General features: G+C 71.7%; 18 protein-coding genes. 7 read left to right on the top strand and 11 right to left on the bottom strand.

Going from position 1 to position 24,856, the window contains the following annotated elements; all coding sequences use genetic code 11:
- The first annotated feature begins 107 nt into the window (after positions 1 to 107).
- The 3 genes from AOQ37_RS20075 (at position 108) to AOQ37_RS20085 (ending at position 4,363) form a co-directional block, all read left to right on the top strand.
- Positions 108 to 1,319: a tetratricopeptide repeat protein gene (locus AOQ37_RS20075; RefSeq protein WP_078890273.1), complete on the top strand. Its 1,212-nt coding sequence runs from the start codon at positions 108 to 110 to the stop codon at positions 1,317 to 1,319.
- Positions 1,316 to 2,371, top strand: coding sequence for a polyprenyl synthetase family protein (locus AOQ37_RS20080; protein WP_062645940.1), 1,056 nt, complete (start codon positions 1,316 to 1,318; stop codon positions 2,369 to 2,371). Before AOQ37_RS20075 ends, AOQ37_RS20080 begins: the two co-directional genes overlap by 4 nt.
- A gap of 363 nt (positions 2,372 to 2,734) precedes the next feature.
- Positions 2,735 to 4,363 carry a serine/threonine protein kinase gene (locus AOQ37_RS20085; RefSeq protein WP_062645941.1) on the top strand — a complete coding sequence of 543 codons (1,629 nt, stop codon included), beginning with the start codon at positions 2,735 to 2,737 and terminating at the stop codon, positions 4,361 to 4,363.
- Positions 4,364 to 4,476: 113 nt separating this feature from the next.
- Here AOQ37_RS20085 and AOQ37_RS20090 read toward each other — a convergent pair whose 3' ends face one another.
- Together AOQ37_RS20090 and AOQ37_RS20095 are read right to left on the bottom strand one after the other, a co-directional pair.
- Positions 4,477 to 6,123 carry an amidohydrolase gene (locus AOQ37_RS20090; RefSeq protein WP_062645942.1) on the bottom strand — a complete coding sequence of 549 codons (1,647 nt, stop codon included), beginning with the start codon at positions 6,121 to 6,123 and terminating at the stop codon, positions 4,477 to 4,479.
- Between the two features lie 57 nt (positions 6,124 to 6,180).
- On the bottom strand, positions 6,181 to 7,704 hold the full coding sequence (locus AOQ37_RS20095; RefSeq protein ID WP_063781168.1) for an APC family permease: 1,524 nt from the start codon (positions 7,702 to 7,704) through the stop codon (positions 6,181 to 6,183).
- 300 nt (positions 7,705 to 8,004) lie between these two features.
- Between AOQ37_RS20095 and AOQ37_RS20100 the strand changes: the two genes are divergently transcribed.
- Positions 8,005 to 8,781: a TetR/AcrR family transcriptional regulator gene (locus AOQ37_RS20100; RefSeq protein ID WP_062645943.1), complete on the top strand. Its 777-nt coding sequence runs from the start codon at positions 8,005 to 8,007 to the stop codon at positions 8,779 to 8,781.
- 14 nt (positions 8,782 to 8,795) lie between these two features.
- Here the strand turns inward: AOQ37_RS20100 and AOQ37_RS20105 are convergent, their stop codons facing one another.
- The 5 genes from AOQ37_RS20105 to AOQ37_RS20125 form a co-directional block, all read right to left on the bottom strand.
- Positions 8,796 to 11,351 carry a beta-glucosidase H gene (locus AOQ37_RS20105; protein ID WP_159401361.1) on the bottom strand — a complete coding sequence of 852 codons (2,556 nt, stop codon included), beginning with the start codon at positions 11,349 to 11,351 and terminating at the stop codon, positions 8,796 to 8,798.
- A 237-nt stretch (positions 11,352 to 11,588) separates the two neighbouring features.
- The gene (locus AOQ37_RS20110) at positions 11,589 to 14,186 is read right to left on the bottom strand and encodes a family 78 glycoside hydrolase catalytic domain (protein WP_062645945.1); all 2,598 of its coding nucleotides are present in this window, start codon (positions 14,184 to 14,186) and stop codon (positions 11,589 to 11,591) included.
- A 68-nt stretch (positions 14,187 to 14,254) separates the two neighbouring features.
- The gene (locus AOQ37_RS20115; protein ID WP_062645946.1) at positions 14,255 to 15,169 is read right to left on the bottom strand and encodes a carbohydrate ABC transporter permease; all 915 of its coding nucleotides are present in this window, start codon (positions 15,167 to 15,169) and stop codon (positions 14,255 to 14,257) included.
- A gap of 4 nt (positions 15,170 to 15,173) precedes the next feature.
- A complete protein-coding gene (locus AOQ37_RS20120; RefSeq protein ID WP_062645947.1) occupies positions 15,174 to 16,058 on the bottom strand; it encodes a carbohydrate ABC transporter permease in 885 nt (294 codons plus the stop codon).
- A gap of 77 nt (positions 16,059 to 16,135) precedes the next feature.
- Positions 16,136 to 17,452, bottom strand: a complete 1,317-nt coding sequence (locus AOQ37_RS20125; protein WP_107085247.1) for an ABC transporter substrate-binding protein — start codon at positions 17,450 to 17,452, stop codon at positions 16,136 to 16,138.
- A 242-nt stretch (positions 17,453 to 17,694) separates the two neighbouring features.
- Between AOQ37_RS20125 and AOQ37_RS20130 the strand changes: the two genes are divergently transcribed.
- From AOQ37_RS20130 to AOQ37_RS20140, 3 genes are all read left to right on the top strand, one after another.
- Positions 17,695 to 18,735: a LacI family DNA-binding transcriptional regulator gene (locus AOQ37_RS20130; RefSeq protein WP_078890274.1), complete on the top strand. Its 1,041-nt coding sequence runs from the start codon at positions 17,695 to 17,697 to the stop codon at positions 18,733 to 18,735.
- Positions 18,736 to 18,832: 97 nt separating this feature from the next.
- Positions 18,833 to 19,804 carry an LLM class F420-dependent oxidoreductase gene (locus tag AOQ37_RS20135; RefSeq protein WP_062645948.1) on the top strand — a complete coding sequence of 324 codons (972 nt, stop codon included), beginning with the start codon at positions 18,833 to 18,835 and terminating at the stop codon, positions 19,802 to 19,804.
- Positions 19,805 to 19,923: 119 nt separating this feature from the next.
- Positions 19,924 to 20,976, top strand: coding sequence for a hypothetical protein (locus AOQ37_RS20140; protein WP_062645949.1), 1,053 nt, complete (start codon positions 19,924 to 19,926; stop codon positions 20,974 to 20,976).
- Positions 20,977 to 20,982: 6 nt separating this feature from the next.
- Here AOQ37_RS20140 and AOQ37_RS20145 read toward each other — a convergent pair whose 3' ends face one another.
- From AOQ37_RS20145 to AOQ37_RS20160, 4 genes are all read right to left on the bottom strand, one after another.
- Positions 20,983 to 21,408 carry a DUF6328 family protein gene (locus tag AOQ37_RS20145; RefSeq protein WP_062646083.1) on the bottom strand — a complete coding sequence of 142 codons (426 nt, stop codon included), beginning with the start codon at positions 21,406 to 21,408 and terminating at the stop codon, positions 20,983 to 20,985.
- Between the two features lie 164 nt (positions 21,409 to 21,572).
- On the bottom strand, positions 21,573 to 22,556 hold the full coding sequence (locus AOQ37_RS20150; protein ID WP_062645950.1) for an aldo/keto reductase: 984 nt from the start codon (positions 22,554 to 22,556) through the stop codon (positions 21,573 to 21,575).
- Between the two features lie 97 nt (positions 22,557 to 22,653).
- Positions 22,654 to 23,277: a TetR/AcrR family transcriptional regulator gene (locus AOQ37_RS20155; RefSeq protein WP_199825055.1), complete on the bottom strand. Its 624-nt coding sequence runs from the start codon at positions 23,275 to 23,277 to the stop codon at positions 22,654 to 22,656.
- Positions 23,274 to 24,758: an MFS transporter gene (locus AOQ37_RS20160; RefSeq protein ID WP_062645951.1), complete on the bottom strand. Its 1,485-nt coding sequence runs from the start codon at positions 24,756 to 24,758 to the stop codon at positions 23,274 to 23,276. Before AOQ37_RS20160 ends, AOQ37_RS20155 begins: the two co-directional genes overlap by 4 nt.
- Positions 24,759 to 24,856: the final 98 nt, after the last annotated feature.

The raw sequence follows: 24,856 nt of genomic DNA on the forward strand, positions 1-24,856 counted from the left end.
GCAACCCCCTTCACCGCGCCCGCGTCTTGACCGGCAACACCGCACTATACCCACCGTGTATACACAGCGTGCATACGTGAACACCGGTGGTCTGCCGAAGGGAACCGATGTACGGCAAGGCATTCGCCCCGGAGTACCAGGGCGCTCTCACCACCCTGTCCGTGAACTCCTCGCTGGACGACGTACTGGCCGCCGGAACCGAGCGGTTGAGGGCGGCGGAGCGGGCCGGGGAGCACGGCGAGGCGGCCCGCTCGGGGCTCGCGGTCGCCGAGGCGCACCGGCGGCTGGGACAGGTGGAGGAGGCCGACCGGGCCTGGAAGGCGAGTTACCGGGCGGCCCGGGACGCCGGTGACGTCGCGGCGATGGCCTGGGCGCTGTGGAGCGGCGGCACCCTGGCCCGCCAGCGGGGCGCGTTCCCGCTGGCCCGGCGGCTGCTGGGGCTCGCCGCCGACCTGGGTGAGCGGGGCGGCGACATCGTGGTCCGCGGCTACTCGCTGGCCGGACTGGCGGAGACCGGCCGCATCCAGGGCGACTACGAGGCCGTGGGCAGGCTGCACGAGCAGTTGCTGGCCGAGGCCCGCAGGCGCGGCGAGGCGCGGCACACGGTGTGGGCCCTGGAGGGCATCGCGCAGATGCACCGCAACTCCGGTGAGTACGACAGGGCGTACGCCCTCTTCGAGGAGGCGGCCCGGATCGCCGAGGGCGCCGAGGACCGCCGGGGCCACGCCTGGGCGCTGCGCGGGCTGGCCGACATCGTCTCCGCGCGGGACGGGGACACCGAAGGCGCCCTCGGCCTGCTGACCCGGGCCGAGGAGTCCTGCCGCGCGATGAACCTGTCCGGCGCGCTGGCCTACAACCACAAGATGCGCGGCAACGTGCTGTACCGGGCCGGTCGTTACCCGGAGGCCCGGCGGTTGTACACGCAGGCGCTCGACGAGTTCCGCGCGATGGGCGAGCCGCGCGGCGAGGCACTGTCCCGGCTCGGCCTGACGAAGTCGCTGGCCCGGCTGGGCCGCGACCGGGGCGAGACGGCGGCCGAACTGGCCGGACTGGCACGGGAGCTGGAGCGCATCGGACTGCGGCACGCACGGGAGATGGTCGCCCGGGCGCAGACCGAACTGGGAGTCGGCCCCACGGCCCCGGACACGGAGGCGTCGTCCGCGTCCCCGTCCCCGTCCCCGTCTGCGTCTGCGTCTGCGTCTGCGTCTGCGGAACAGACGCAGGCTCAGGTACATGTACTGGCACAGGCAAAGGCACAGGCACAGATACCGGCAGCCACACCCAGGGGTTCCGGCACGCACGCGGCGGTCGCCCGGTGACCGCGCTCGGCACGACCGTGCGGGAAGTCACCGCGACCCGGTCCCACGCATCCGAGGTCCTCGCCCGCTGCCGGGCGTTGGTGCGCCCCGCGCTCGTGGAGGCGGTCGGGCGATCGCACCCCTGGGTGGGCGAGATGGCCGGCTACTCCTTCGGCTGGTGCGGGGTAGGCGGGGTGCCCGCGACCGGCTCCGGGGGCAAGGGCGTCCGGCAGGCGCTCGCGGTCCTCGGCGCCGAGGCGGCCGGTGCGCCCGCGCGGGCCGGGGTGCCCGCGGCGGTGGCGGTGGAGTTGGTGCACGCCTTCTCCCTGCTCCACGACGACATCATGGACGGCGATCCGACCCGGCGCGGGCGGGCCACGGTCTGGCAGGCCTACGGCACGGGACCGGCGGTCCTGGCCGGTGACGCCCTGTTCGCCCTGGCGGTGGAGACCCTCGCACTCCAGCCGCCGCCGGCCGGCGGCGAGGCCGTACGCCTGCTGTCCGGCGCCCTCGGGGACCTCGTGCGCGGACAGGCCGACGACCTGCTGTTCGCGGCGCGGCCGTGGTCGGGACCCGAGCGGGTGCGGCCCGCGGCCTACCGGGCGATGGCCGAGGGCAAGACCGGCGCGCTGCTCGGCTGCGCGGCCGCGCTGGGGGCCGTGCTGGGCGGTGCCTCCCCGGCCTCCGTGGCGGCGCTGGACAGGGCGGGACGGCATCTGGGGATAGCGTTCCAGGTGGTCGACGACGTGCTGGGCATCTGGGGCGACCCGTCGGTCACCGGCAAGCCCGTGCACGGCGATCTGCGCGAGCGGAAGAAGACGTTCCCGGTGCTGGCCGCGCTGGACTCGCCCGCTCCCGCCGCGCGCCGGCTGGCCGCGCTGCTGGAGCGGGGCGGCGAACCGGGTGAGGCGGCGGCGCTGGCCGAGGCGGCGGGAGGCCGTGCGGCGGCGCTCGCCGAGGCGGGCCGGCAGGTCGCCGCCGCCGAGTCGGCGCTGGCGGACGTCCCGCTGGCCGCCGGAGCCGTCCGCGACCTGCGGGCCCTGGTCGAATTCGTGGTGCGCCGGGATCTCTGACCCGGCTCCGCCGGGATCACGCGAGGGCGTTCCGGTGATGTCGGCCGGGCGGTGGCGCGGAGGCGGGTCGCCCCCACGGGGAAAATCACCGGGGCGGACTCCGAGCGGGAATGCGTCACGGTCGACAGGGGCCGTTCCGGGGAACGCCGAGGCGTCCCGCCCGACCTGTTTACCGCTGGTTACACCACAGGACGGCCCTCGGACGGTCCCCGGCAATTCCTTTTCCCGCACAAGCACTCGAATCACGGTGACGCCCTTTTGAATAAAAGACAGGAATCACACCGGAGTTGCCCGCCAATTGAACGGACCCCCTCGCGCCGGTCGTACCACTGGGAAAGGTGAGTTCCGGCGTTTCAGCGAGGGATGGCCATGGTCAAGACGCACGTCTCCACGCACGAGTTGGTCGCCGGGAGGTACCGGCTGCTCGACGTCGTCCACCGGGAGACGAACCGCGTCGGCTGGTACGGCGAGTACGTCGAGAACACCGGAGCCGCCCGGCCCTGCCTGGTCACCAGGATCGGGCTGCCGGCCTGCCAGGGCGAGGAGAAGTCCCGTCAGGCCGCCGACCGGGTCCTGCGCATGTCGGAGACGATGGCGCGGCTGTGCCCGGGCCGGATCGCCACGGTCGTCGACGCCGTGGAGGAGGCGGGCTCCCTGTGGACCGTCACCGAGTGGATCGACGGCCTGCCGCTGAGCCAACTCATGGAGCAGAAGGGGGCGTTCAGCCCGGCCAAGGCCGCTGCGGTCGGACTGGATCTGCTCGACGTGCTCGAGGTCGCGCACGGTGAGGGCATCACCCACGGCGAGCTGAGCCCGGGTCAGGTCTTCGTGCGGGCCCGGGGCCCCCTCGTCCTCACCGGGTTCGGGTTGGCGGGCGCGACCCTCGCCCCCCGGGTGGCGGCCCCCGCGTACGCCTCCCCGGAGCAGGCCCGGGACGACCGGATCGGCCCGGCGGCCGACCTGTGGGCGCTGGGCGCGATCCTGTACACGATGGTCGAGGGACGCCCGCCGTACCGGGACCGGGACCGGCCCGAGAGCACGCTGAAGGGCGTGGACCGGCTGCCGCTGCGCACCCCGCTGCGGGCCGGATCGCTCACCCCGACCGTGCAGGGACTGCTGCGCAAGGACTCCCGGGAGCGGCTGACCAAGGCGGTCGTACGCCAGTCCCTCACCCGGGTGCTGGACGAGGATCCGCACGCGGTCATGCAGGCCCCGGCGCTGAAGCGCGCCTGCGCCGCCGCCCGGTACGCCGGTCCGCGCTGGAGCGGCCGGGCCATGGCGGCGGGGACGGCACTGGCCGTCGTCACCGTGGCGGTCGCCGCCCTCGCCGTGACCCACCAGCTGCCCGACACAGACGACACCGCGGGAGGCGGCACGCAGGCCGCGCCGTCCGCGACCGCCGCGGCGCCCGGCGAGGACGGCGAAAGAGAGCCCGCGGCGCCGACGCCGACCGCGCCGGGCAGCCCGTCGCCGAGCGAGTCCGCGGCGCCCTCCCCCTCGGCGCCCGCCACCGCCGACGCCCTCCCCGGCGGCTACCGCGTGTTCCGCGCGCCCGAGGGCTTCTCGGTCGCGCTGCCCGCGGGCTGGAAGCCGCTGGAGACCGCGCGCGGCACCGACGGTGCGTACCGCGTCACGTTCGGGGCGACCGGCGATCCGCGCACCCTCGCGGTGACCTACAGCGAGAGCGCCGGACCGGACCCCGTGGCCGTCTGGCGCGAGGACGTCGAGCCCGGCCTGCGCGACGACGCCGGTTTCCGCCGCCTGGGCGACATCGAGGCGACGACGTACCAGGGGTACGAGGCCGCCGACATGGAGTGGCTCATGGACGCCGACGGCACCCGGGTGCGCACGCTCGGCCGCGGCTTCCTCCTCGGCGGGCAGCGCAGTTTCTCGCTGCGCTGGACGACACCCGCGGAGGACTGGGCCAAGAAGGCCAACCGCGAGGCCCTGGACACCTTCCTGCGCACCTTCCGGCCCGGTCCGGCCGCCTGACGGGGGCGACCGGGGCGCCGGGCCGCCGGCCGTGATGCAGCCGAGGAGGTGGTCGACCGGCCCCGAACGGTAGGCGAGGACGACCGTCTTGCCGACGCCTTCCGACGCCCGCGTCAGGCGTCCCGCGCGGTGTGCACACGTCGGCCGTCGACGTAGGTGAGGTGCACGCGGGTCTCGGCGATGGCCTCCGCCGGGGCGGCGAAGGGGTCACGGTCGAGGACGACGAGATCGGCGACGTTGCCGGGGCGCAGACTGCCGGTGTCGTCGCGGTGGTTCACATAGGCGCTGCCGGCCGTGTAGGCGGCGAGGGCCGTGCCGAGGTCGAGAGCCTGTTCCGGCAGGAACGGCTTGGCCTGTGCCTGCGGCAGGACGCGGTTGACGGCCACGTGGACCGCCTCGAGCGGGTCGGGACTGGAGACGGGCCAGTCGCTGCCCGCCGCGAGGGTGGTGCCGGCGCGGAGCAGGTCGCCGAAGGGGTACTGCCAGGCGGCACGTTCGGCGCCGAGGAAGGGGATGGTCAGTTCGTCCATCTGCGGTTCGTGGGCGGCCCACAGGGCCTGGATGTTGGCGGTCGCACCCAACTGCCGGAAGCGGTGGATGTCGTCGGGGTGGACGACCTGGAGGTGGGCCAGATGCGGGCGGGTGTCCCGCCATCCGTTGGCGGTGCGTGCGGCGGCCACCGCGTCGAGGGCCTCGCGGACCGCACGGTCGCCCAGGGCGTGGAAGTGGATCTGGAGATCGGCGGCGTCCAGCGCGGTGACGTACCGCTTGAGCGCGTCCGGGTCGACGAAGCTCAGACCGCTGTTGCCGGTGGCGCAGCCGCAGCCGTCCAGGTAGGGGGCGGTCATGGCGGCGGTGCCGTTCTCGGCCACACCGTCCTGCATGATCTTGACCGTGGAGCAGCGCAGCCTGCCGTGGGTGAGGTGCTCGCGCTTGTGCAGCAGTTCGGGTATCTGCTCCTCCCCCGCGCCCCGGCGCCACCACAGGGCGCCTGTCACGGAGGCGGTCAGCGTCCGGTCGCGGGCGGCGGTGAGGTAGGTCTCGGAGGGGTCGGGATAGCCGTCGGCCCCGCAGAGCAGGGCGTCCTGCCAGGCGGTGACGCCGACGCTGTGCAGCAGTTCCTGAGCGCGCATCAGTCCGGCGAGCCGGTCGGCTGGGGTCTGGTCCGGCAGATGGCGGCCCACCAGGACGACGGCTCCCTCCTGGAGCATCCCGGCGGGCGTGCCGTCGGCCGCGCGCTCGATACGGCCGTCCCGCGGGTCGGGGGTGTCGGCGTCGACACCGGCGATCTCCAGTGCGCGGGTGTTCACCCAGGCGCCGTGGTGGTCGCGGTTGAGGAGGTGGACGGGCCGGTCCGGGACCAGCGCGTCGAGGAGCTGCCGGGTCGGTATGCCGCCGTCGAAACTCTCCATGGACCAGCCGCCGCCGGTGATCCACTCCTTGTCGGGGTGCGCGTCGGCGTAGGCGCGGATACGGCGCAGGTACTCGTCACGGTCGGTGGTCCCGGTCAGGTCGCATTCGCCGAGTTCGATTCCGCCCATGACCGCGTGGATGTGGGCGTCCTGGAATCCGGGCAGCAGCAACCGGCCGCGCAGGTCGACCACTTCGGTGCGCGGCCCGCGCAGCTGCCGCACCTCGTCGTGGCCGACGGCGGTGATCCGGCCGTCGCTGACGGCCAGGCCGGTGGCCCGGGTGCGGGCGGAATCCATGGTGAGGATCGGCCCGTTGATGAAGAGCAGGTCCGCTGCGGGCTGGGGCATGGAGGGGGTGTCCAATCGTGTACGGGTGGTTCGGGGCGGATCGACGCGTGCCGTGCGTCAGGACCGGGATTGCGGCTGGAGCTCGGACTCGGTCCCGGTCCCGGGTTCCTGGGGGTCGGTGGCGGGGGCCGACGGCGAGAAGCAGGGGGCTCGCCGGTACCACTTGGCGATCGCGCTCGAGGCCAGCCCGCACAGGATGAGTACGCCGGGACACACGAGGTTGAACCAGCCGTTGTCGACGTCCACGGCGAAGGTGTCGCTGAGGGTGGCGTAGTAGAAGGCGAGGTAGCCGCCGAGAGCGATCAGGATCAGTCCGCACACCACCGGGACCACGACGGCCAGGACCGCTTGCCGGGGGTCGGTGCGCAGTAGGTACCGGAAGCGGGCCGCGCAGGCGAACGCGGTGAGCGCGTAGGTGAGGGCGACGACGATGCCGATGGCGTTGACCGAGGCCAGGATCGCTTCGCTGACCTTGGGGATCACCACGGTGAGCAGGGCGAGTGCGGCCGCCGTGCCGGTGACGATGAGGGTACCCGTGGTGGGGCTTCCGTAGCGCTCGCTGATGCGGCCCCAGGCCGGACCGAGCGTGCGTTCGCGGCTCATGGACAGGCCCAGGCGGGCGGTCGGGATGATACCGGCCTGCAAGGAGGCCACGGCGGAGAAGAGCAGGGCGACGAGCGGGAGGGTGGCGAGCGGTTCGCCGGCCAGCCGGGAGGCGAAATACGCCAGGCCCTCGGCGCCGTGGCTGCTCATCTCCTCCTCGGTCATGACGCGTTGGAAGGCCGTGGAACCGAGGAGGAACAGGCCGAGCATCGTGAACAGGGTGATGTAGCCGCCGCGAGCCGAGGCATCGGCCTCCTTGGTCTCCTCCGTGACGTTGAAGGCCGTCTCCCAGCCCCAGTAGAAGAAGACGCCGAGGACGAGGCCCTGCGCGAAGCCGGACAGGGAGTCGAAGCCGAAGGGGTTGAACCAGGAGAAGGAGAAGGGGTGTTGCCCCGCCACGAAGCCCCAGCCGCAGAACAGCAGCAGGACCGCGTACTCGAAGACCAGCAGGTAGGTCTGGAAGCGGGTGGCCCGGTGGACGCCGGTGACGGCGGTCCAGGTGACACCGGCGAGCACCAGCAGGCCGAGCAGAGTGCACTGGAGGGTCGAGTTGGGGTCGAGCTGGCGGCCCAGCAGCGTGGTGAGGCCCGCCTTGTGCGCGAACTGGAGCAGGACCGATCCGGTGACGGAGGTGGTGTAGGCGAGGAACACGACTCCCGCGGCCAGGGGGACCCAGCCGGCCAGGGTGCCGAGCCAGGGGCCCAGGCTGCGGTTGACCCAGGCGTAGCCGGCGCCGCAGTCGGGTTCGATCCTGTTCAGCCGTGCGTAGGCGCCGGCGATCCCGAGCATCGGCAGGAAGGCGATCAGGACGATCGCGGGTGTCTGCCGGCCCGTGACCAGGGCGAGCACCCCGAGACCGATGCCGATGGTGGTGGTCGCGGCCGTGCTGGACGCGGCGAGGACGACTCCGTCCACGACGCTCAGTGATTTTCTCAGTGCCGCGGGCGGTGCGTCGGCGTGGACGTTGTTCGTTTCCATGGGCAACCGGTCCTGGGGGGCGGGACGTCTGGCGTCCGTGTGTGGCTGACGGAAGGTCGCCGGTACGGGCACGGCGCTGGGGCGGCACTGAGCCGTCGCAGCGAAGCGACCGGGGCGACGCGTCTGGTGCGCGGCCCAGGAGTTCTGACTCATGGGACCGGAGTCGCCGCGGTCAGCGGCGCGTGGGCCAGACCAGGGTTCCGGGCTGGTGAAGCCACATCAAACAGTCGTGGATATTTTGAGTCAATAGTGTTGTCATAAGGGTGCACCCCGTCGCCGTCGCACCAGAGTGGAGCCCGCGTGAGTACCTTCGACGACGCAGACCGGACCGCTCCCCCGGAGCGGCTCGCGGCCGGACGGCGGCGCCGCCCCACCAAGACGGGCACGGTCCTCGACCACGATCTGATCGTGCGGACGGCGCTGCGTCTGCTCAGCAGGCACGGCAGCGAGGCATTGAGCGTGCGCCGGCTGGGAACGGCGCTGGGAGCGGATCCGTCGTCGGTCTACCGCTATTTCCGCAGCACCGACGACCTCGTGCTCGCGGTCGCGGACGAGCTGATCGGGATGAGCCTGCGGGACGTCTACGTCAGCGGTGACTGGCGTGCGGACCTGCGCCGCATCGGGACGGGCCTGCACCGCGTCTACACCGCCCACCCGCAGGCCGCGGTCCTCGCCGCCTCCCGCGTCACCCGGCGCCCCAACGAGATCAAGGGAGTGGAGATCGGCTTGGGGGTCCTGCGCGGCGCGGGCTTCTCCCGCGACGAATCTTCCCGGCACTACCACCGCTTCATCGACCTGACCCTGGGCTTCGCGGCGATCGACGCGGCCGCCATGGCCCTGCCCCCTCAGGCCGCCGCGGCCGACCGCGCGGCGTGGCGGGCGGCCTACGCGGACCTCCCGGCGGACCGGTACCCGCACATCGCCGAGTCGGTGGACGCCCTGGCGGAGACCATGAACGGCAGCGCGTACGCCGGAGCGCTGGAGCTGTTCCTCGACGGCCTGGAACTGGCCCTGCGGCGCGGGATGGGGACGGACCCGGTCGGCCGGCCCACGGGAGGTCCGGCCGACGGGACCTGATCAGGTCGTGCGGGTTAGCGGACGGTGATGGTCCCCGCGTACTCGGCCTCGGTGACCGAGCGGCCCACGTAGACCGGAACCCGGCCGGCCGGAGTCACCCACCGGTTCTCGGACTCGCCCCAGTAGGACACCGTGCGCCGGGTGACCGTGACCGCCACCTTGCGGCGCTCGCCCGGCTCGAGGGTCACCTTGGTGAAGCCGGCGAGCGTCCTGGCCGGGGTGTCGACCTCGGTGGGCAGATGCCCGATGTAGACCTGCACCACATCGGATCCGGTGCGTCGGCCCGTGTTGCGCACCTCGACGCCGACTTCGGCCGCCTCGTCCCCTCGGCCGCGGCTGGTGACACGGACCTTGTCGTGCTGGAAGGAGGTGTAGGACAGGCCGTGGCCGAAGGGGAAGAGCGGCTCGGCGTGGTGCTTGTCGTACCACTTGTAGCCGACGTAGATGCCCTCGTCGTAGACCAGGGTGCCGTTCGCGGCGTCGTTCTTGCCGCCCGTGTACCGGGTGGGGCCCTGTTCCTCGGTCGCGGGGAAGGTCATCGGCAGGCGGCCGCCGGGTTCGGCGTCGCCGTAGAGGATGTTGGCGATGCTCGTACCGGTGGCGGAGCCCTGGTACCACGCCTGGAGAACCGCCTTCACCCGGCCGAGCCACGGCATGAGCATCGGGCCGGAAGTGTTGAGGACGACCACGGTACGGGGGTTGACCGCGGCGACGGCCTCGATCAGCTGGTTCTGGTCGCCGGGCAGCGCCAGGTCCTCGCGGTCGAGGCCCTCACCGCTGTAGTTGTTGACGAACACGATCGCCACGTCGGCCTTCGCGGCCGTGGCGACGGCGGCGGGGATCAGGGACTCGGGCTGCCAGCCGAGCACCAGACCGACACCGGCCCAGCCGACGTCCTTGGTGCTGTACTCGACGGTGATGTCGACGGCCCTGCCGCCGGTCAGTTCGATCACCCCGCCGATCGGCCACTGGCGGGGGCCGATGAACGAGTCCCACCCGTATCGGGATTCCTCGATGACGGTCCTGCCGTCGACGACGACCTTGACCGCGCCGGACAGCAGTACGGCGAGACGCACGAGACCGGTGGCGGGCGGGGTGAGCCGCCCGGTCCAGCGCGCCGACCACCGGGCGGGAAGGCCCTGGACCGGGGTGCCCCCGCGGAAGTCGACGGTCGAGGCGGTCGTCGTGGCCAGGGGGGTGCCGACGAGGTCCTCGCCCGCGAAGAACTCCGCGCGCAGCCCGGGCCGTCCGTCGGACGTGGTGAAGGCGTCGGCGGGCACGGTGGGCAGGGTGTCGTCGCCGAGGCTGCCCTGGGAGAACAGGACCCGGGACGCCCCGGCCTTGGCGGTGATCGCCTCGAGTGCCGTGGTGAAGTCCCCGGGGTCGACCCAGGAGGAGCCCTCCACACCGGTGATGGTGTCCTTCCCGGCGGGTCCGATGACCGCGACGGTCCTCCGCTTCGCCAGCGGCAGCAGACCGCCCTGGTTCTTCAGCAGGACGGTTGCCTGCTCACCGGTGGTCCGGGCCAGGTCCTGGTGGGCGTCGTCGGTCACCACGGCCGCGGGCGTGGCCGGCAGCGGGTTGTCGTAGGCGCCGGAGGCGAACAGGGCGTACAGGATGCGGCGGGCCGCGTCCCGGGTGCGGTCCTTCGGGATGCGTCCGTCGGTGAAGGCGCTCTTGGGCATGTCGGGCATCAGGGCGGTGGAGTCGACGCCCGCGTTGACGGACTCCACCCGGTCCGCGTGCGGGTAGAAGTCGGTGCCGAGGTAGCCCTTGAAGCCGAGGTCGGTCTTGAGGGTGTCGATGAGGTGACTGTTCTGGCAGGCGAAGACGCCGTTGATCTTCGGGTAGGCGCCCATGACCGACAGGGCGCCGCCCTCGCGGACCGTGTGCTCGAAGGCCGGGTAGTACACCTCGCGCAGCGCGCGCTCGGAGACGACCACGTCGAGGGTCAGACGGCCCTCTTCCTGGTTGTAGACGGTGAAGTGCTTGATCTGCGCGATGGTGTCGTTCTTCTGGAAGCCCTTGGTGACGGCGGCGCCGATCAGTCCGCTGACGAGGGGGTCCTCGCTGTACGACTCGGCCTGGCGGCCGTAGCGGGCGTTGCGCAGGATGTCGAGGGTGGGGCCGAGCAGCACGTTCCAGCCCTTGGCCCGGGCCTCCTTGCCTATCGCGGTGCCGTACGCCTCCGCGAGCGCGGTGTCGAAGGTGGCGGCCAGGGCGTTGGGGGCGGGGAAGGCGGTCACGCCGGTGTCGCCGCGCAGCCCGTCGGAGGCGTCCACGCGGGTCATGGCCGGGATGCCGAGGTGTTCCAGCGGCTTCGAGTCCGGGATCTCGACCGCGGTGACCAGGGTGACCTGTTCCTCGAAGGTCATGGCGCCGAGCAGCGCCTCCGCACGGCGCGCGGGCGACTTGCGCCGGTCGCGCCAGGGCTGGTCGGCCGCGGTCGCGGCGAGCGGGGCCGCCGCGGCGGCGGTGGGGAGCCCGGCGGTCACGAGCGCCGCTCCGCCCACCGCGGCGACGGATACGGCGACGGCCTCTCGTCGGGTCATTCCTCTGGAACGGCTCACGTCACATCCTCCTTGATGCTTGCTGATCACGAGGTGATGCGCGACGACCGCCGGACCTGCGGGCGGCCGGTCGGGACATTGCTGCCGGGGGGCGGCGCGGGGACGGGGTCAGGCGCGTCCCCGCGCCGCCCCGGCTTCCCTCCTCCGCCGAGGAACGCCCTCGGGCGTCGGTCGGCGGAGGAAAGCTCGCGGGGCGTGAGGACCGGCCGGGCTCGCCTGCCCGGCCGGGGAGGGCCGCTAGGCGGCGGTGCGGTCGAGATCGCCCGTGTCGAGGTGATGTGCGCCGGGGCCGACGGTGAGGGGGGCGCGACCCGGCAGTTCGAGGACTCCCCGACATCCGCTGGGAACGGTGACCCGCACGCTCAGGCCGGTCGCCGTCTGTTCCCAGGACACGGCGGCGGTGCCGTAGGGGGTCTCGTGGGTGGCCTCGGCCCAGGTGATGCCGCCGCCGGGGCGCGGGCGGAAGCGGATGGTGCGGTACCCGGGCTCGGCCGGTTCCAGGCCGGCGACGACCCGGTGCATCCAGTCGGCCACGGCGCCCAGGGCGTAGTGGTTGAAGGAGGTCATGCCGCCGGGATTGAGGGTGCCGTCGGGGCGCAGGCTGTCCCAGCGTTCCCAGATGGTCGTCGCGCCCATGGTGACCGGGTAGAGCCAGGACGGGCATTCCGTCTGGGTGAGCAGCCGGTAGGCGACGTCGACGTGGCCGGTGGCGGTGAGCGCGTCGCAGATCAGCGGGGTGCCGACGAAGCCCGTGGCGATCCGCGCGTCGTCCGCCAGGACCAGCTCGGCGAGCCGGTCGCCGGCGATCTGGCGCTGCCGGTCGTCGGCGAGCAGGTCGAAGGCGAGGGCGAGGGAGTACGCGGTCGGCGCGTCGCTGGTCATCCGTCCGTCGGGCCGTACGTACCGGGCCCGGAAGGCCTCGGCGACCTCGTCCGCCAGCCGTCCGTACTCGGCGGCGGTCTCCGTGTCGCCCAGTTCACGGGCGGCCCACTGCACATGTCGGGCGGACCAGGCGAAGTAGGCGGTGGCGACGAGGTACCGGTCGGTGCGGGCGGCGGCGGGGTCCTCGGGGGGCGCGATGGGGTCCAGCCAGTCCCCGAGCTGGTCGCCGCTGTCCCACAGCCGGCTCTCCCCGGCCAGCCGGGCCATCAGGTCCACCCAGGCGCGCCCCATGGGGAAGTGACGGCGCAGCAGTCCGAGGTCGCCGAAGCGCCGGTACAGCACCCACGGGGTGAGGGTGGCGACGTCGCCCCAGGCCGCGCCGGGCTTGATCGGGGTCCAGGCCGGTCCGCCGGGGATGACCGGCACGTACCAGGGGACGGTGCCGTCGGGGAGTTGTTCGACGGCGACGTCGCTGAGCCAGGAGTCGAGCATGCCGGCGCAGTCGTAGAGGAAGCTCGCGGTGGGGGCGAACACCTGGATGTCGCCGGTCCAGCCGAGGCGTTCGTCGCGCTGGGGGCAGTCGGTGGGGATGTCGACGAAGTTGCCGCGCATGCTCCACACGACGTTGTCGTGCAGCCGGTTGATCATCGGGTCGCTGCACTCGAACCAGCCGGTGCGGCGCATGTCGGTGTGGTGGACGCGGGCCACGACGGCTCCCTCGGCGAGTTCGCCGGGCCAGCCGGTGATCTCGGCGTGCCGGAAGCCGTGCACGGTGAAGCGGGGTTCCCAGGTCTGCCGTCCGCTGCCGTCGAGGACGTAGGTGTCGACGGAGACGGCCTCGCGCAGGGGCCGGGTGGCGAGTTCGCCGTCCTGGAGGATCTCGGCGTGGCGCAGGGTGACGGTGGTGCAGGCGGGGCCGTCGACGGTGATGCGCAACCGGCCGACGAGGTTCTGACCGAAGTCGAGGAGGTGGCGGCCGTCGGCCGTGGTCGTGCGGGAGACCGGGAGGATCTCTTCGGTGCAGCGGACGGGCGCTCCGCCGGGCGCGATCAGGGTGCGCGGGTCCCGGACGGCGGTGGCCACCGGGCTCCAGGCGGCGTTCGGTCCGGTGGGCCGCGGGGTGGACCAGGAGGGGTGGTGGAGCCGGGCGTCGAAGGTCTCGCCTTCGTACAGTCCGGTGAACAGGATCGGGCTCTCGGCGGCCTGCCAGGTGGGGTCGGTGGCGATGACCGTCGTGGTGCCGTCGGTGTGGTGGACCTCGAGCTGGGCGATGAGGGACTGATCGGTGCCGTAGAGGTTCCGGTAGCCGCCGTCGAAGCCGATGCGGCCGCGGTACCAGCCGTCGGCGAGCCAGGCGCCGATGGCGTTGGGGCCTTCGGCGAGGTGGCCGGTGACGTCGTAGGTGTAGTAGCGCAGGCGTTCGCCGTACACCGTCCAGCCGGGAGAGAGGGTGTCGTCGCCGACGCGCCGGCCGTTGATCTCGGCCTCGTACAGACCGTGCGCCGTGACGTAGAGGCGGGCCTGGGCCACGGGAGAGGCGAGGGTGAACTCCCTGCGGACCCGGGCCGGCCGACGGTCGCCGTCCGGGTCCTGGTGCCAGGCCGGACCGACGGGGACGGCCCGCCAGTCCTGTGCGTGCAGCAGTCCGGCCTCGACGGTGCTCGCCTCGCTCCACGAGGACGGTTCGGTCGCCCCGTCGGTCCACACCCGCACGCGCACCGAGACCCGTTCGCGGGAGTGCAGCGGCCGGTCGGGCCACGGCAGGAGGACTTGGTCGCCGCCCGGTGTCCGTCCGGTGCGGTGGAGGACACCGGCGCGGTCGAGCTCGAGTTCGTAGGCCTCCTGGGAGGCGGCGGAACCGGGGACGCGCCAGGACAGGCGGGGCTCGGCGACGCCGATACCGAGGCCGTCGCGCAGGTGTTCGAACGTGACCGGGGCAGGCTGAAGGGGCACGGCTGGGGGAACCTTCCTTGTGGAGCAGGGCGGACTGCGGCCGGCCGGATCGCGGCCGGTGAGGGGTGTCAGCCCTTGACGGCGCCGGAGGTCAGACCCTTCATCACCTTCTGGTTGAGGAAGAGGTAGATCACGAGGGTGCCGAAGACGTTGATGCAGATGGCCGCGAACAGCGGGCCGTACTGGGTGGCGCCGAAGTCGCCGGTGAAGTTGAGCAGGCCGACCTGGATGGTGCGCAGGTCCTGGTCGTTGGTGAAGGTCAGCGCGATGAGCAGGTCGTTCCAGATGAAGAAGAACTGCACCAGGCCGACGGTGAGGAGGGCGTTGCGGACCATGGGGACGCTGATGGTCCAGAAGGCGCGCAGGATGCCGGCGCCGTCGATGGTGGCCGCCTCGAACAGCTCGCGGGGCACGGTCTTGTAGTAGGTGGCCATCATGAACACCGTCAGCGGCAGGCCGGTGCCGGTGTAGGTGAGGATCAGCGGCCACAGGGTGCCGGACAGCCCGGTCTGGAAGTACACGGTGAACAGCGGCAGAAGGATCATCTGCGGCGGGATCATCATGCCCGCGAGGAAGATCAACAGGGTGAGGCTGCGTCCCTTCCACACCATCACCTGGAGGGCGAAACCGGCGGCGGTGCCCAGCAGCAGGATCAGCGCGAGGGCGGGCAGCACGGCGAGGACGCTGTTCTGGATGTACAGACCGATGTTGCCGGTGGTCCAAGCCTCGGTGTAGTTGCCCCATTCCCAGGTGGTGGGCAGGCTCCAGGTCGAGTTGTCGAGGTAGTCGTTGTTGGACTTCAGCGAGGTCAGGAACATCCACACCAGCGGATAGATCTCGACGACGAGCAGCAGGGCGACGACGGTCTTCACCCAGGCGCGGCCGGGACGGCGGCGGCGGGGCCGTCGGCCGGTGTCCGCGGAGGGTGCCCGTCCGCCGCCGCTGGAGGAACCGGAGGTCTTCATGGTTGTGTCGATGGCCATGGGTTCAGCCCTCCGTGAGGTCGCGCCGCGAGACGCGGAAGACGACCAGGGTCACCATCAGACACACGACGGTCAGGAGCAGCGCGATCGTGCTTCCGTAGCCGTAGTCGCTGTAGGTGAACGACGTCTGGAACATGTACAGGGTCAGCGGGGTGGTGGCGTTGCCGGGCCCGCCATTGGTCAGGGCGACGATGGAGTCGAACACCTTGAGCGTGCCGTTGATGCTGAAGATGAGGGACGACATCAGTACCGGGAACGACATCGGCAGGACGATGTGGCGGATGAGCCGCAGACCGGAGGCGCCGTCCAGCCGGGCGGACTCCAGCACTTCCTCGGGGATGTCGACCAGGCCGGCGAAGAGCAGCACGGCGTAGAAGCCCATGGAGCGCCAGATGTCCATGATGATCAGGACCCAGAAGGCGTGTCCGGCGCTGCCGAAGAAGTCGACCGAGTCCAGGCCGACGGCGTTCAGCAGGGAGTTGACCGGTCCGGTCTGCGGGGCGACCTGGAAGAACTTCTGGAAGAGCAGGCCGACCGCCACGGTGGGCAGGACGACCGGGAAGAACACCAGCGTGCGGACCAGCGCCGACGCTTTCTTGAGGAAGAAGACGTAGAGCAGGGCCAGCAGGTAGCCCGCGACGACCTGGCCGACCGTCACGACGACCGCGTACTTGACGGTGAACCACAGGGCGTCCCGTACCGCCGGATCGGTGAACAGGTGCTGGAAGTTCTCCAGGCCGTTGCCGGTGAAGCCCTCGATGGTGTTGCCCTTGGTGAACGAGTACCCCAGTGACCACAGCATCGGGACGAGCATGATCAGGGAGTAGACCAGCAGGGCGGGGCCCAGCAGGATCAGGACCGCTTTGCGGTCACCAAGTACGCGATGCATGGATGAAGTCCGGTTTCTCGAATGTGCCGACTGGGATGCGGTGGCTGCTCAGGCGGCCGCCCGAGCAGCGAGCCGCGTCAGTTGCCGGACAGTGCGTCCTGGACGATCTGCATGAACTTCTCCGGGCTGATGCTGCCGCTGACCAGGCCGGCCGCGTTGGTCTGGCTCACGGTGGTGGCCTTCGTGCTGAAGAGGGCCTCGAACCACAGCACGTTCTGCTGGGAGGAGGTGATGGTGTCGCGCACCTGGGTGGTGACCTGGTTGGCGTCCTCGACCTCGGTGTTGACCTTGAATCCGGAGATCGAGCCCTGGTCCTTCAGCGCGGTGCTGCCGTAGTTCTCGGCGATGCAGGAGACCCAGTCACCGGTCTTCTTGTCGAAGCTGCCGGCGCCGAGGGTGATGCCGAGGCCGACGTTGGACGGGTACTGGTCGATCGAGCCCTTGCCGCCGGTCACCGCGGGGAAGGGCATGAAGCCGACATTGTCGGCGCCGATCGTGTTCTGCTTCTCGTCGGCGATGTTCGCCAGCGCCCAGCTGCCCATGTAGAGCATGGCGGCCTTGCCGGACAGGAACTGGTTCATCGAGGTGTCGTAGTCGATGGAGCCGACGCCCTTGCCGAAGTAGCCCTTCTTCCCGAGGTCCGCGACCGCTCGGGCCGCCTTCACGTACGCGGGATCGGTCAGCTTGGCCTTGCCGTCGGCGACGGCCTGGAGCGCGTCCGGGCCGAGGCTGCGGTAGAGGTACCCGCTGATCAGCCGGGTCAGCGGCCAGCCCTGCTGGCCGGAGGCGGAGAACGGCTGGACGCCCTTGGCCTCGAGCTCGGCCGCGGCGGCCACGAGTTCGGTCCAGGTGCCCGGGACGGCGATGCCGTTGTCGCCGAAGACCTTCTTGTTGTAGAAGATGCCCTCGATGTTGTACTCGTACGGCAGGACCTCGACCTTGCCGCCGTACAGCGCCTTGATCGTGGACACGGCGGCGGGTTCCAGCTGGTCGAAGACGCCGAGATCGGTCAGCTTCTTCTCCAGGTCGGCGACCTTGCCCGAGGTGTAGAGCTGCTGCGTGAGCGCCGGGGCGTTGCCCGCGGCGAACTGCACGGGCAGGGCGTTCTGGCCGGCCAGCAGCTGAAGCTTCTGGTCCAGGCTCGCCTGCGGAACGGTCTCCACCTTGAGCGGCTGGGCGTCGTTCGCGGCCTTGCACGCACCCTTGGAGAGGGTGGTCAGGGCGGTCTTGACGGTGGTGTTCTCGGTGACACTCAGGTAGCTGAAGTCCTTGGCCGAGGAGGCCGAGCCGCCTCCCGTCCCTCCACAGGCGGAGACGAGGACGACCATCGCGGCAGCGCTCGCGGTCAGCCCGGCGAGGCGGGTCCTTCTGGCGGCGGACGAGTCGGTGATCACGGCATGGCTCCCTGTCATCGTTGAACAAAGGCGTACGGCGAATGCCTGCGGAGGGGTCGGAGGCGGCGGAGAGGTTTTGTATAACGTTCTCTAAGCCGAAGTGCGCACCACAGTGCACGCAGCTTCGAGCCGCGTCAAGACATGGGGACGTAACGCCGACGAAAAGCCGACGGCATCTAGCCATCAAGGGCTCTATCGTGTAGACCGTTGTATCCGATGGAGAGGTTCAGGGGGCAAGACGCATGCAGCAGGGCTCACAGCGCAAGAAACGTGTGACGATCACGGATGTCGCGCGGCACGCGGGAGTCTCGACAGCCGCGGTCTCCAAGGTGATGCGCAACGCCTACGGGGTCAGCACCGCCATGCAGGAGAAGGTCCGCGAGGCGATGGCCGAGCTCGGCTACCGGCCGCACGCCGCGGCGCGCGGCATGCGCGGCCGGACGTACACGATAGGCGTCCTGCTGGACAACATCCGCAACACGTTCTTCGCCGACATCCTCGACGGGGTCCGCGACGAGCTGCACAGCAGCGAGTACACCGTGCTGGTCGGCGCCGCCGGGTTCGGGGCGGACGCCCAGAGCAAGACCGTCCAGGCCATGGTCGACCGCCAGATGGACGGGCTGATCCTCATCGCCCCGGGTACGTCACGCGCCGAGATCCTCGCCATGGCCGAGACCACGCCCACCGTGGTGATCGGCCACCACGACCGCTCCGACCTCCACGACTCCGTCGTCGACGCGGACGGCACCGGAGCCGGCCTGGTCGTGGACCACCTGGCCTCCCTGGGCCACCGCGACATCACCCTCGTCTCCGCTCCGGGCACCCGCTCCAGCAAATGGACGCGCACCCCGGAGATCGTCCTGACCAACGGCTACACGGAGGCCATGGGCCGCCACGACCTCGGCGACCGGACCCGGGTCTGCCGTGCCGCCTACTCCGAGGAGGGCGGCTACAAGGCCGGTATGACCCTCCTGACCGGCGAGGACCGGCCCACCGCCGTCATGGCGGGTGCGGACGTCGCCGCCCTCGGTGTCTGGCGGGCGGCTCACGAACTGGGTCTGCGGGTGCCGGAGGACGTCTCCATCGTCGGCTACAACAACACCGCCCTCGCCGACCTCGCCACCGTCCAGCTCACGAGCGTCGACCAGGCCGGGCACGACATGGGCAGCACCGCCGCCCGCCTGCTGATCGAGCGCGTCGAGGGCCGCCGCGACCACGCCGTGCAGACCACGATGACTCCGCGTCTGGTGGTACGCCGGAGCACGGCCGCCCCCGGCGCCTAGGCACGAAGCGGTCCGGACGGCACCGTGCGGTCCGGGCTCCGGGCTCCGCCGTGGCGTGTGCCCGTTTCCTCCCCCGGTCGGCGGGGACTCGGGGTCCATGGTGCAGATCGGATACACGATGATGACCGAACAGGCCGGCCCCCGTGACCTCGTCGATCACGTGGTGCGCGCGGAGGAGGCGGGTTTCGACTTCTCGGTGACCTCAGACCACTACTTTCCGTGGCTGCGCTCGCAGGGCCACTCGCCCTACGCGTGGACCGTGCTCGGCGCCGCCGCCCAGGCCACGTCACGCATTCCGCTGATGACGTACGTGACGTGTCCGACCTTCCGCTACCACCCGGCGGTGGTGGCCCAGAAGGCGGCGACGATGCAGCTGCTGTCCGAGGGACGCTTCCGGCTCGGGCTGGGCTCCGGGGAGAACCTCAACGAACACGTGGTGGGCGGCGGCTGGCCCTCGGTGGACGTGCGGCACGAGATGTTCGAGGAGGCCGTGGAGATCATCCGCGCGCTGTTCGAGGGCGGGCACGTGACCCGGCACGGCACCCACTACGACGTGGACTCGGCCCGGCTGTGGGACCTGCCCGACGAACCGCCGCCGATCGGCGTCGCCGTCTCCGGCGAGCGGTCGTGCGCGCTCGCGGGCCGGCTGGCCGACCTCGTCATCGCCACCGAGCCCGAGGCGGAGCTGCTGTCCTCCTTCGACCGCCACGGCGGTGCGGGCAAGCCGCGCGTGGGCCAGCTCCCGGTCTGCCACGACCCCGACCGGGACGCGGCCGTACGGCGGGCGCACGACCAGTTCCGCTGGTTCGGCAGCGGCTGGAAGGTGAACTCCGAACTGCCCCACCCGGACTCCTTCGAGGCGGCGACTCAGTTCGTGACACCGGACGACGTGGCCGCCTCGATCCCCTGCGGAGACGACCCGGACGACTTCGTCGAGGCCGTGCGACCGTACGCCGAGGCCGGGTTCACGGAGATCGCCCTGGTGCAGATCGGCGGGGACTCCCAGCCCGCGTACCTGGACTGGTCGGAGAAGACCCTCCTGCCCGCCCTGCGGAACGCCTTCGGCTGACGGGCGGCAGGCCCGCACGCGGGTCCGGCAAAGCATCGCCAAGAGGTGGATATAGGCTGCCCGTCTGCACTTTCGCAGTGCCGATCCTCCGTCCAGCAGCCCGTAGAGGAGAGTCATCCGTGACCCTGGCGATCGACCTGCCCGAGACGCCCGCCGAGCCGTCCCCCGCGCCCCTGTCCGACCTCGTGGCGCGGGACGCCCGCGAGTTCGGCGTCTACGCGCGGACCGGCGGCTGGGCCTTCGGCCTGATGGTGGCGCGCAGCGTCCGGCCGGGCGGGCAGAGCGCGGACGGGACGCCGAAGGTGCCGGCGAAGGAGTTCGCCGAGCTGGCCGGCTGCTCCCCCGACCGCGTCATGCGGTACTACAAGGCCTGGGACCGGGCCGCCGACGACGGTCTCGTCCCGCACTTCGAGGAGCTCGCGCCGGGCCAGGAGGTCGAGCTGCCGGACGCGGAGGTCTGGCTGACCTACTACGTCTCCCGGTCCAGCGCCGGCTCCGACCGCGGTACCGCCATCACGGCGGCCGCCGAGGCCGAGGGCATCCGCCCGACCAAGGCCCTGGAGGTCGCGGAGAACCCCACCGCCCTGCGCGCCGCGATCCTCGCCGACCCCTCGACCGCCCGCGCCGCCCTCCTGGACCGCATCAAGGAGGACCCCGATCTCCAGATCGAGCTGGCCCGGGACGTGGTCCGCACCGACGACCTGAAGAAGGCCGTGGCCACCGAGAGCCGCTCGGCCGACCGCATCGGGTACGTGCGTCAGATCGCCGAGTCCGGCCAGATCAAGACGCCCGCGGGGCAGACCCTCGACGCGCCCGCCGAGCTGCGCCAGGAGGCCGAGCGGCACCTCTCGCTGCTCGACGAGCTCGACGACGACGAGGACGCCGGCGAGTGGGCGAGCGACGCCTACGACACCATGAAGAACCTGGTCGTGGAGACCGTCGAGGCCGACCCCGAGCTGCGTGTCCAGGAGCGGCGCACGAAGTTCTACAGCAGCCTCCAGCGGGCGACCAAGGTCTTCGAGGAGCTGACCTTCGACGACCTCGACCCGCAGGAGTTCTACGAGGACGACATGGTCCAGCAGCTGGAGGAGCTCCAGCAGGCGATCGGCAGCTGCATCACCGCCCTGCGCGGCGCCCGGGGCACCGCTCCCGAGGCCGGCCAGGGCGTCTAGGGCGGCTCAGTCCGTCGTGTAGCGGCGGCGGGTCCACAGCGGCAGCACGAACCAGCACAGCGCGTACCACAGGAACACACCCGCGACGAGGTAGGGCACGAACTCGTCGTGGGTGGCCACGCGCAGGATCAGCAGCAGCGAAGAGGTCATGGTGGCGAGCAGCAGGAGCAGGCCCACGAAGGTCAGCCGCGAGGCCCACTGCACCGCCTGCGGCTTGACCCGCCGCCCGGAGACCAGGCGGTGCAGGGACACCGGCCCTATGAGGGCGCCCGTCGCGCAGGCGCCCAGGACCACGGTGACGATGTAGATGACCTGGTCGATGTGCTGGAGATCCGCGTAGCGCGGGGTGAACACCACGGTCAGCAGGAAGCCGAAGAGGATCTGCACGCCCGTCTGGGCGACCCTGATCTCCTGGATCAGTTCCCCCCACATACGGTCGGCTCTCTCCTCCTCGGTCTCGTCCCGCCCTGTGCGCTGCTCGGCCTTCGCCGCCGTGTCGGTCACCTGTACCGTCCTCCCGGTTCGAGGGGTCCCTCCCCTGACCCCGCGAGTACCCCGTGATCGGCGGTTCTCTCCCGTCCACCGCCCCTCTGCGGCTACCAGCGGCCTTCGACCTGCTCCTTGATCCGCCGGTCGTAGAGGTCGCGGACCGCCGCGAGCGTCTCCTCGGTCAGTTCCGGGAGCCTGGCGGCGGCCGCGTTGGCTCGGGCCTGCTCGGGCGAGCGGGCGCCCGGGATGACGGTGGTCACGCCGGGCTGCTGGATGATCCAGCGCAGCGCCAGCTGGGCCGGCGTGTATCCCTCGGGCGCGAGGGCCGCGAACTCGACGGCGGCCTCGACGCCGGTGGCGTAGTCGACGCCGGAGAACGTCTCGCCCTGGTCGAACGCCTCGCCGTGCCGGTTGTAGGCGCGGTGGTCGTTCTCCGGGAAGACGGTGTCCTTGGTGTACTTGCCGGAGAGCAGACCGGAGGCGAGCGGGACGCGGGCGATGATGCCGACGCCGGCCGCGCGGGCCGCCGGGAGCACCTCGTACAGGGGCTTCAGCCGGAACGGGTTGAGGATGATCTGCACGCTCGCCACTCCCGGCCGGGCGATCGCGGTGAGGGCCTCGGCGCAGGTCTCCACGCTGACGCCGTACTGCGCGATGCGCTCCTCCTCGACGAGGGTGTCGAGGGCGTCGAACACCTCGTCGCTGGAGTAGACCGGGGTCGGCGGGCAGTGCAGCTGCACCAGGTCGACGCGGTCGACGCCGAGGTTGCGGCGGGAGCGGTCGTTCCAGGCGCGGAAGTTGTCCAGGACGTAGTTCTCGGGGATCTGGTCGACGCGGCGGCCCATCTTGGTGGCGACCAGCACGTGCAGGTCGGGCCGGCCGCTGAGGAAGGCGGCGATGGTCTGCTCGCTGCGTCCGTCGCCGTAGACGTCGGCGGTGTCGAAGAAGGTCACCCCCGACTCGGCCGCCGCCTCCAGAACGGACAGGGCCTCCTTGTCGTCGACGTCTCCCCAGTCGGCGCCCAGTTGCCAGGTGCCGAGACCGACGACGGATGCGTGCTGACCAGACCTACCGAATTCGCGCTCGTCCATGACCTCAGTCTGTCATCCGGAGCGCCCCGGTACGGAACGGGCCGCTCCGGACCACCGGCTGTTCCTCCCGGGGCCACCCGGGAGCGGCCGGGGAGGTTCAGGAACTGTCCAGCTGGGCCTGGACCGTCGGGCCGTACCGCTCGACGATGTGCTCGATCGGTGTCGCCCTCAGCTCGGTCCCGCGGGCGATGCCGAACATCACGCCCAGGCCGAGCACGGTGGCGACGGCCAGTTCGGCGCGGAGCCCCGGGTCGGGGCCGGTGAGGCGGGCGGCCAGACGTTCGATGACCTGGGTGCGGAAGTTGCCGCGCAGGACGTCGCCGTGGTCGCCGTGCAGGGGCGCGAACGCGATGCGCACCACGGGGTCGGTGCCCCGCTCGCGCTGGCTCGCCACCACGTGCCGGACCATGTGCGGGCCCAGCTCCGCCAGCGGGGCGTCGAGCAGGGCGTCGGCGTCCTCCTCGAAGGACATCACCCGGGCGAACAGGGCGTCCTTGTTGCCGAAGTACTTCAGGACCAACGGCGCGCTCACCCCGGCGCGTTCCGCCACGGCCTTGAGGGTGATGTCGGCGTGCGCCTGGCGGACGAGGAGGTACCGGGCGGCGCGCAGGATCGCCGCCTTGGTCGCCTCGGCGCCGCGCCGGGCGGGGGCCGGCGGGTCGGTCGGGGCCCGGGGGCCGGATGGAGCCGGGGGGCCGGATGGAGTGCTCACGGCACTCATGCTCCCTCCAGCGCCCCGTCGCCGACAGCGCGGGTACGGCCACGGGCGCGCCGCATGTCGTCGGGTCCGGCGTCGCCGGGGATGGTGAGCGCCACCGCGCACGCGGCCAGGGCCACCGCGCCCGCGACCGCGAACGCCAGCAGATAGCCGTGCAAAGTGGGCACCGGGGCTCCGCCGACCAGGCCGGTGTGGTGCACGAGGACGGCGGCGACGGCGGCGCTGGAGGTGGCCTGACCGATCGTGCGCATCAGCACGTTGAAGCCGTTCGCCGACGCGGTCTGCCCGGGCGGGACCGCGCGCAGGATCAGTGAGGGCAGCGCCGAGTACGCGAGGGTGGTGCCGGTCGCCACGACCGTCGCCCCCACCATGATCATCCACAGGTCGCGGCTGTCGGCGATGCGCAGGGCGTACCCGCAGGCGATGACGGCGGCGCCGAGGGCGAGGGTGATCCGCGGCCCGCGCCGCTCCGAGATGCGGGCCGAGAGCGGCGAGAACAGCAGCATGGTGATGCCTCCGGGCAGCAGGCACAGGCCCGTCTGGACGATGGACAGCCCGAGCCCGTACCCGCTCGCCTCGGGCGCCTGCACCAGCTGTGCGGTCACCAGCGAGTTCGCGTAGAAGGCGAAGCCGGTCAGGAGCGCCGCCACATGGGACAGGCCCACCCTCGGCCGGGACACCAGCCACAGGTCCACCAGGGGCTGTTCGGCGCGCAGCTGGTGCCACCACCACAGGCCGAGGACGACCGCGGCGGCGAGGAGAAGGCCCACGATCCGGGCGCTCCCCCAGCCCCACTGGCCGCCCTGGGACACGGCGAGAAGCAGGCTGATCAGTCCGGCGGCCAGACCGAGCGCGCCCGTCACGTCGAACCGGCCGGGCGCGCGCACGGGCGACTCCGGCACCGCCCACCGGATCAGCGCGACACCGGTCGCGCCCAGCACGGCGGTCACCCAGAACATCACGTGCCAGTTGGCGTACTGCACGACCACGGCGGCCGCCGGCAGTCCGAGCGCGGCGCCGATCCCCACGGTGGAGCTCATCAGCGCCACGGCCGATCCCCGGCGCTCCGGCGGCAGTTCGTCGCGCAGGATGCTGATGGACAGCGGGACGACGGAGGACGCGGCGCCCTGGAGGGTCCGGGCCGCGATCAGTACGCCGATGTCGGAGGTCAGGGCGCAGATCACCGAGCCGGCGGCCATCAGGCCGAAGGAGATGAACAGCACCCGCCGCTTGCCGTACATGTCCCCGGCCCGGCCGAGGACGGGGGTGAGGACCGCGCCGGACAGCAGCGAGGCGGTCACCATCCAGGAGACCGCGCCCGGTGAGGCGCCGGTCAGCCGGGGCAGGTCGGGCAGCAGGGGGACGACGACGGTCTGCATGACCGCCATGAGGATGCCGCAGTACGCCAGGACCGGGACGGTGAGCCGGGTCCGGAGACCGGCGGCTCCTCCGGCCGGGGCGGGTATCGGAACGGGCGACGCCATGGGCACTCCAGCGACCTCGGGAAAAAGGAGGTGAATGGCAATTCACCGTATCAGTGAATTGCCATTCACCTCAGTCCCGGACGGACCTCCGCGACACC

The sequence above is a fragment of the Streptomyces maremycinicus genome, assembly GCF_001184025.1.
GTDB lineage: Bacteria > Actinomycetota > Actinomycetes > Streptomycetales > Streptomycetaceae > Streptomyces > Streptomyces maremycinicus.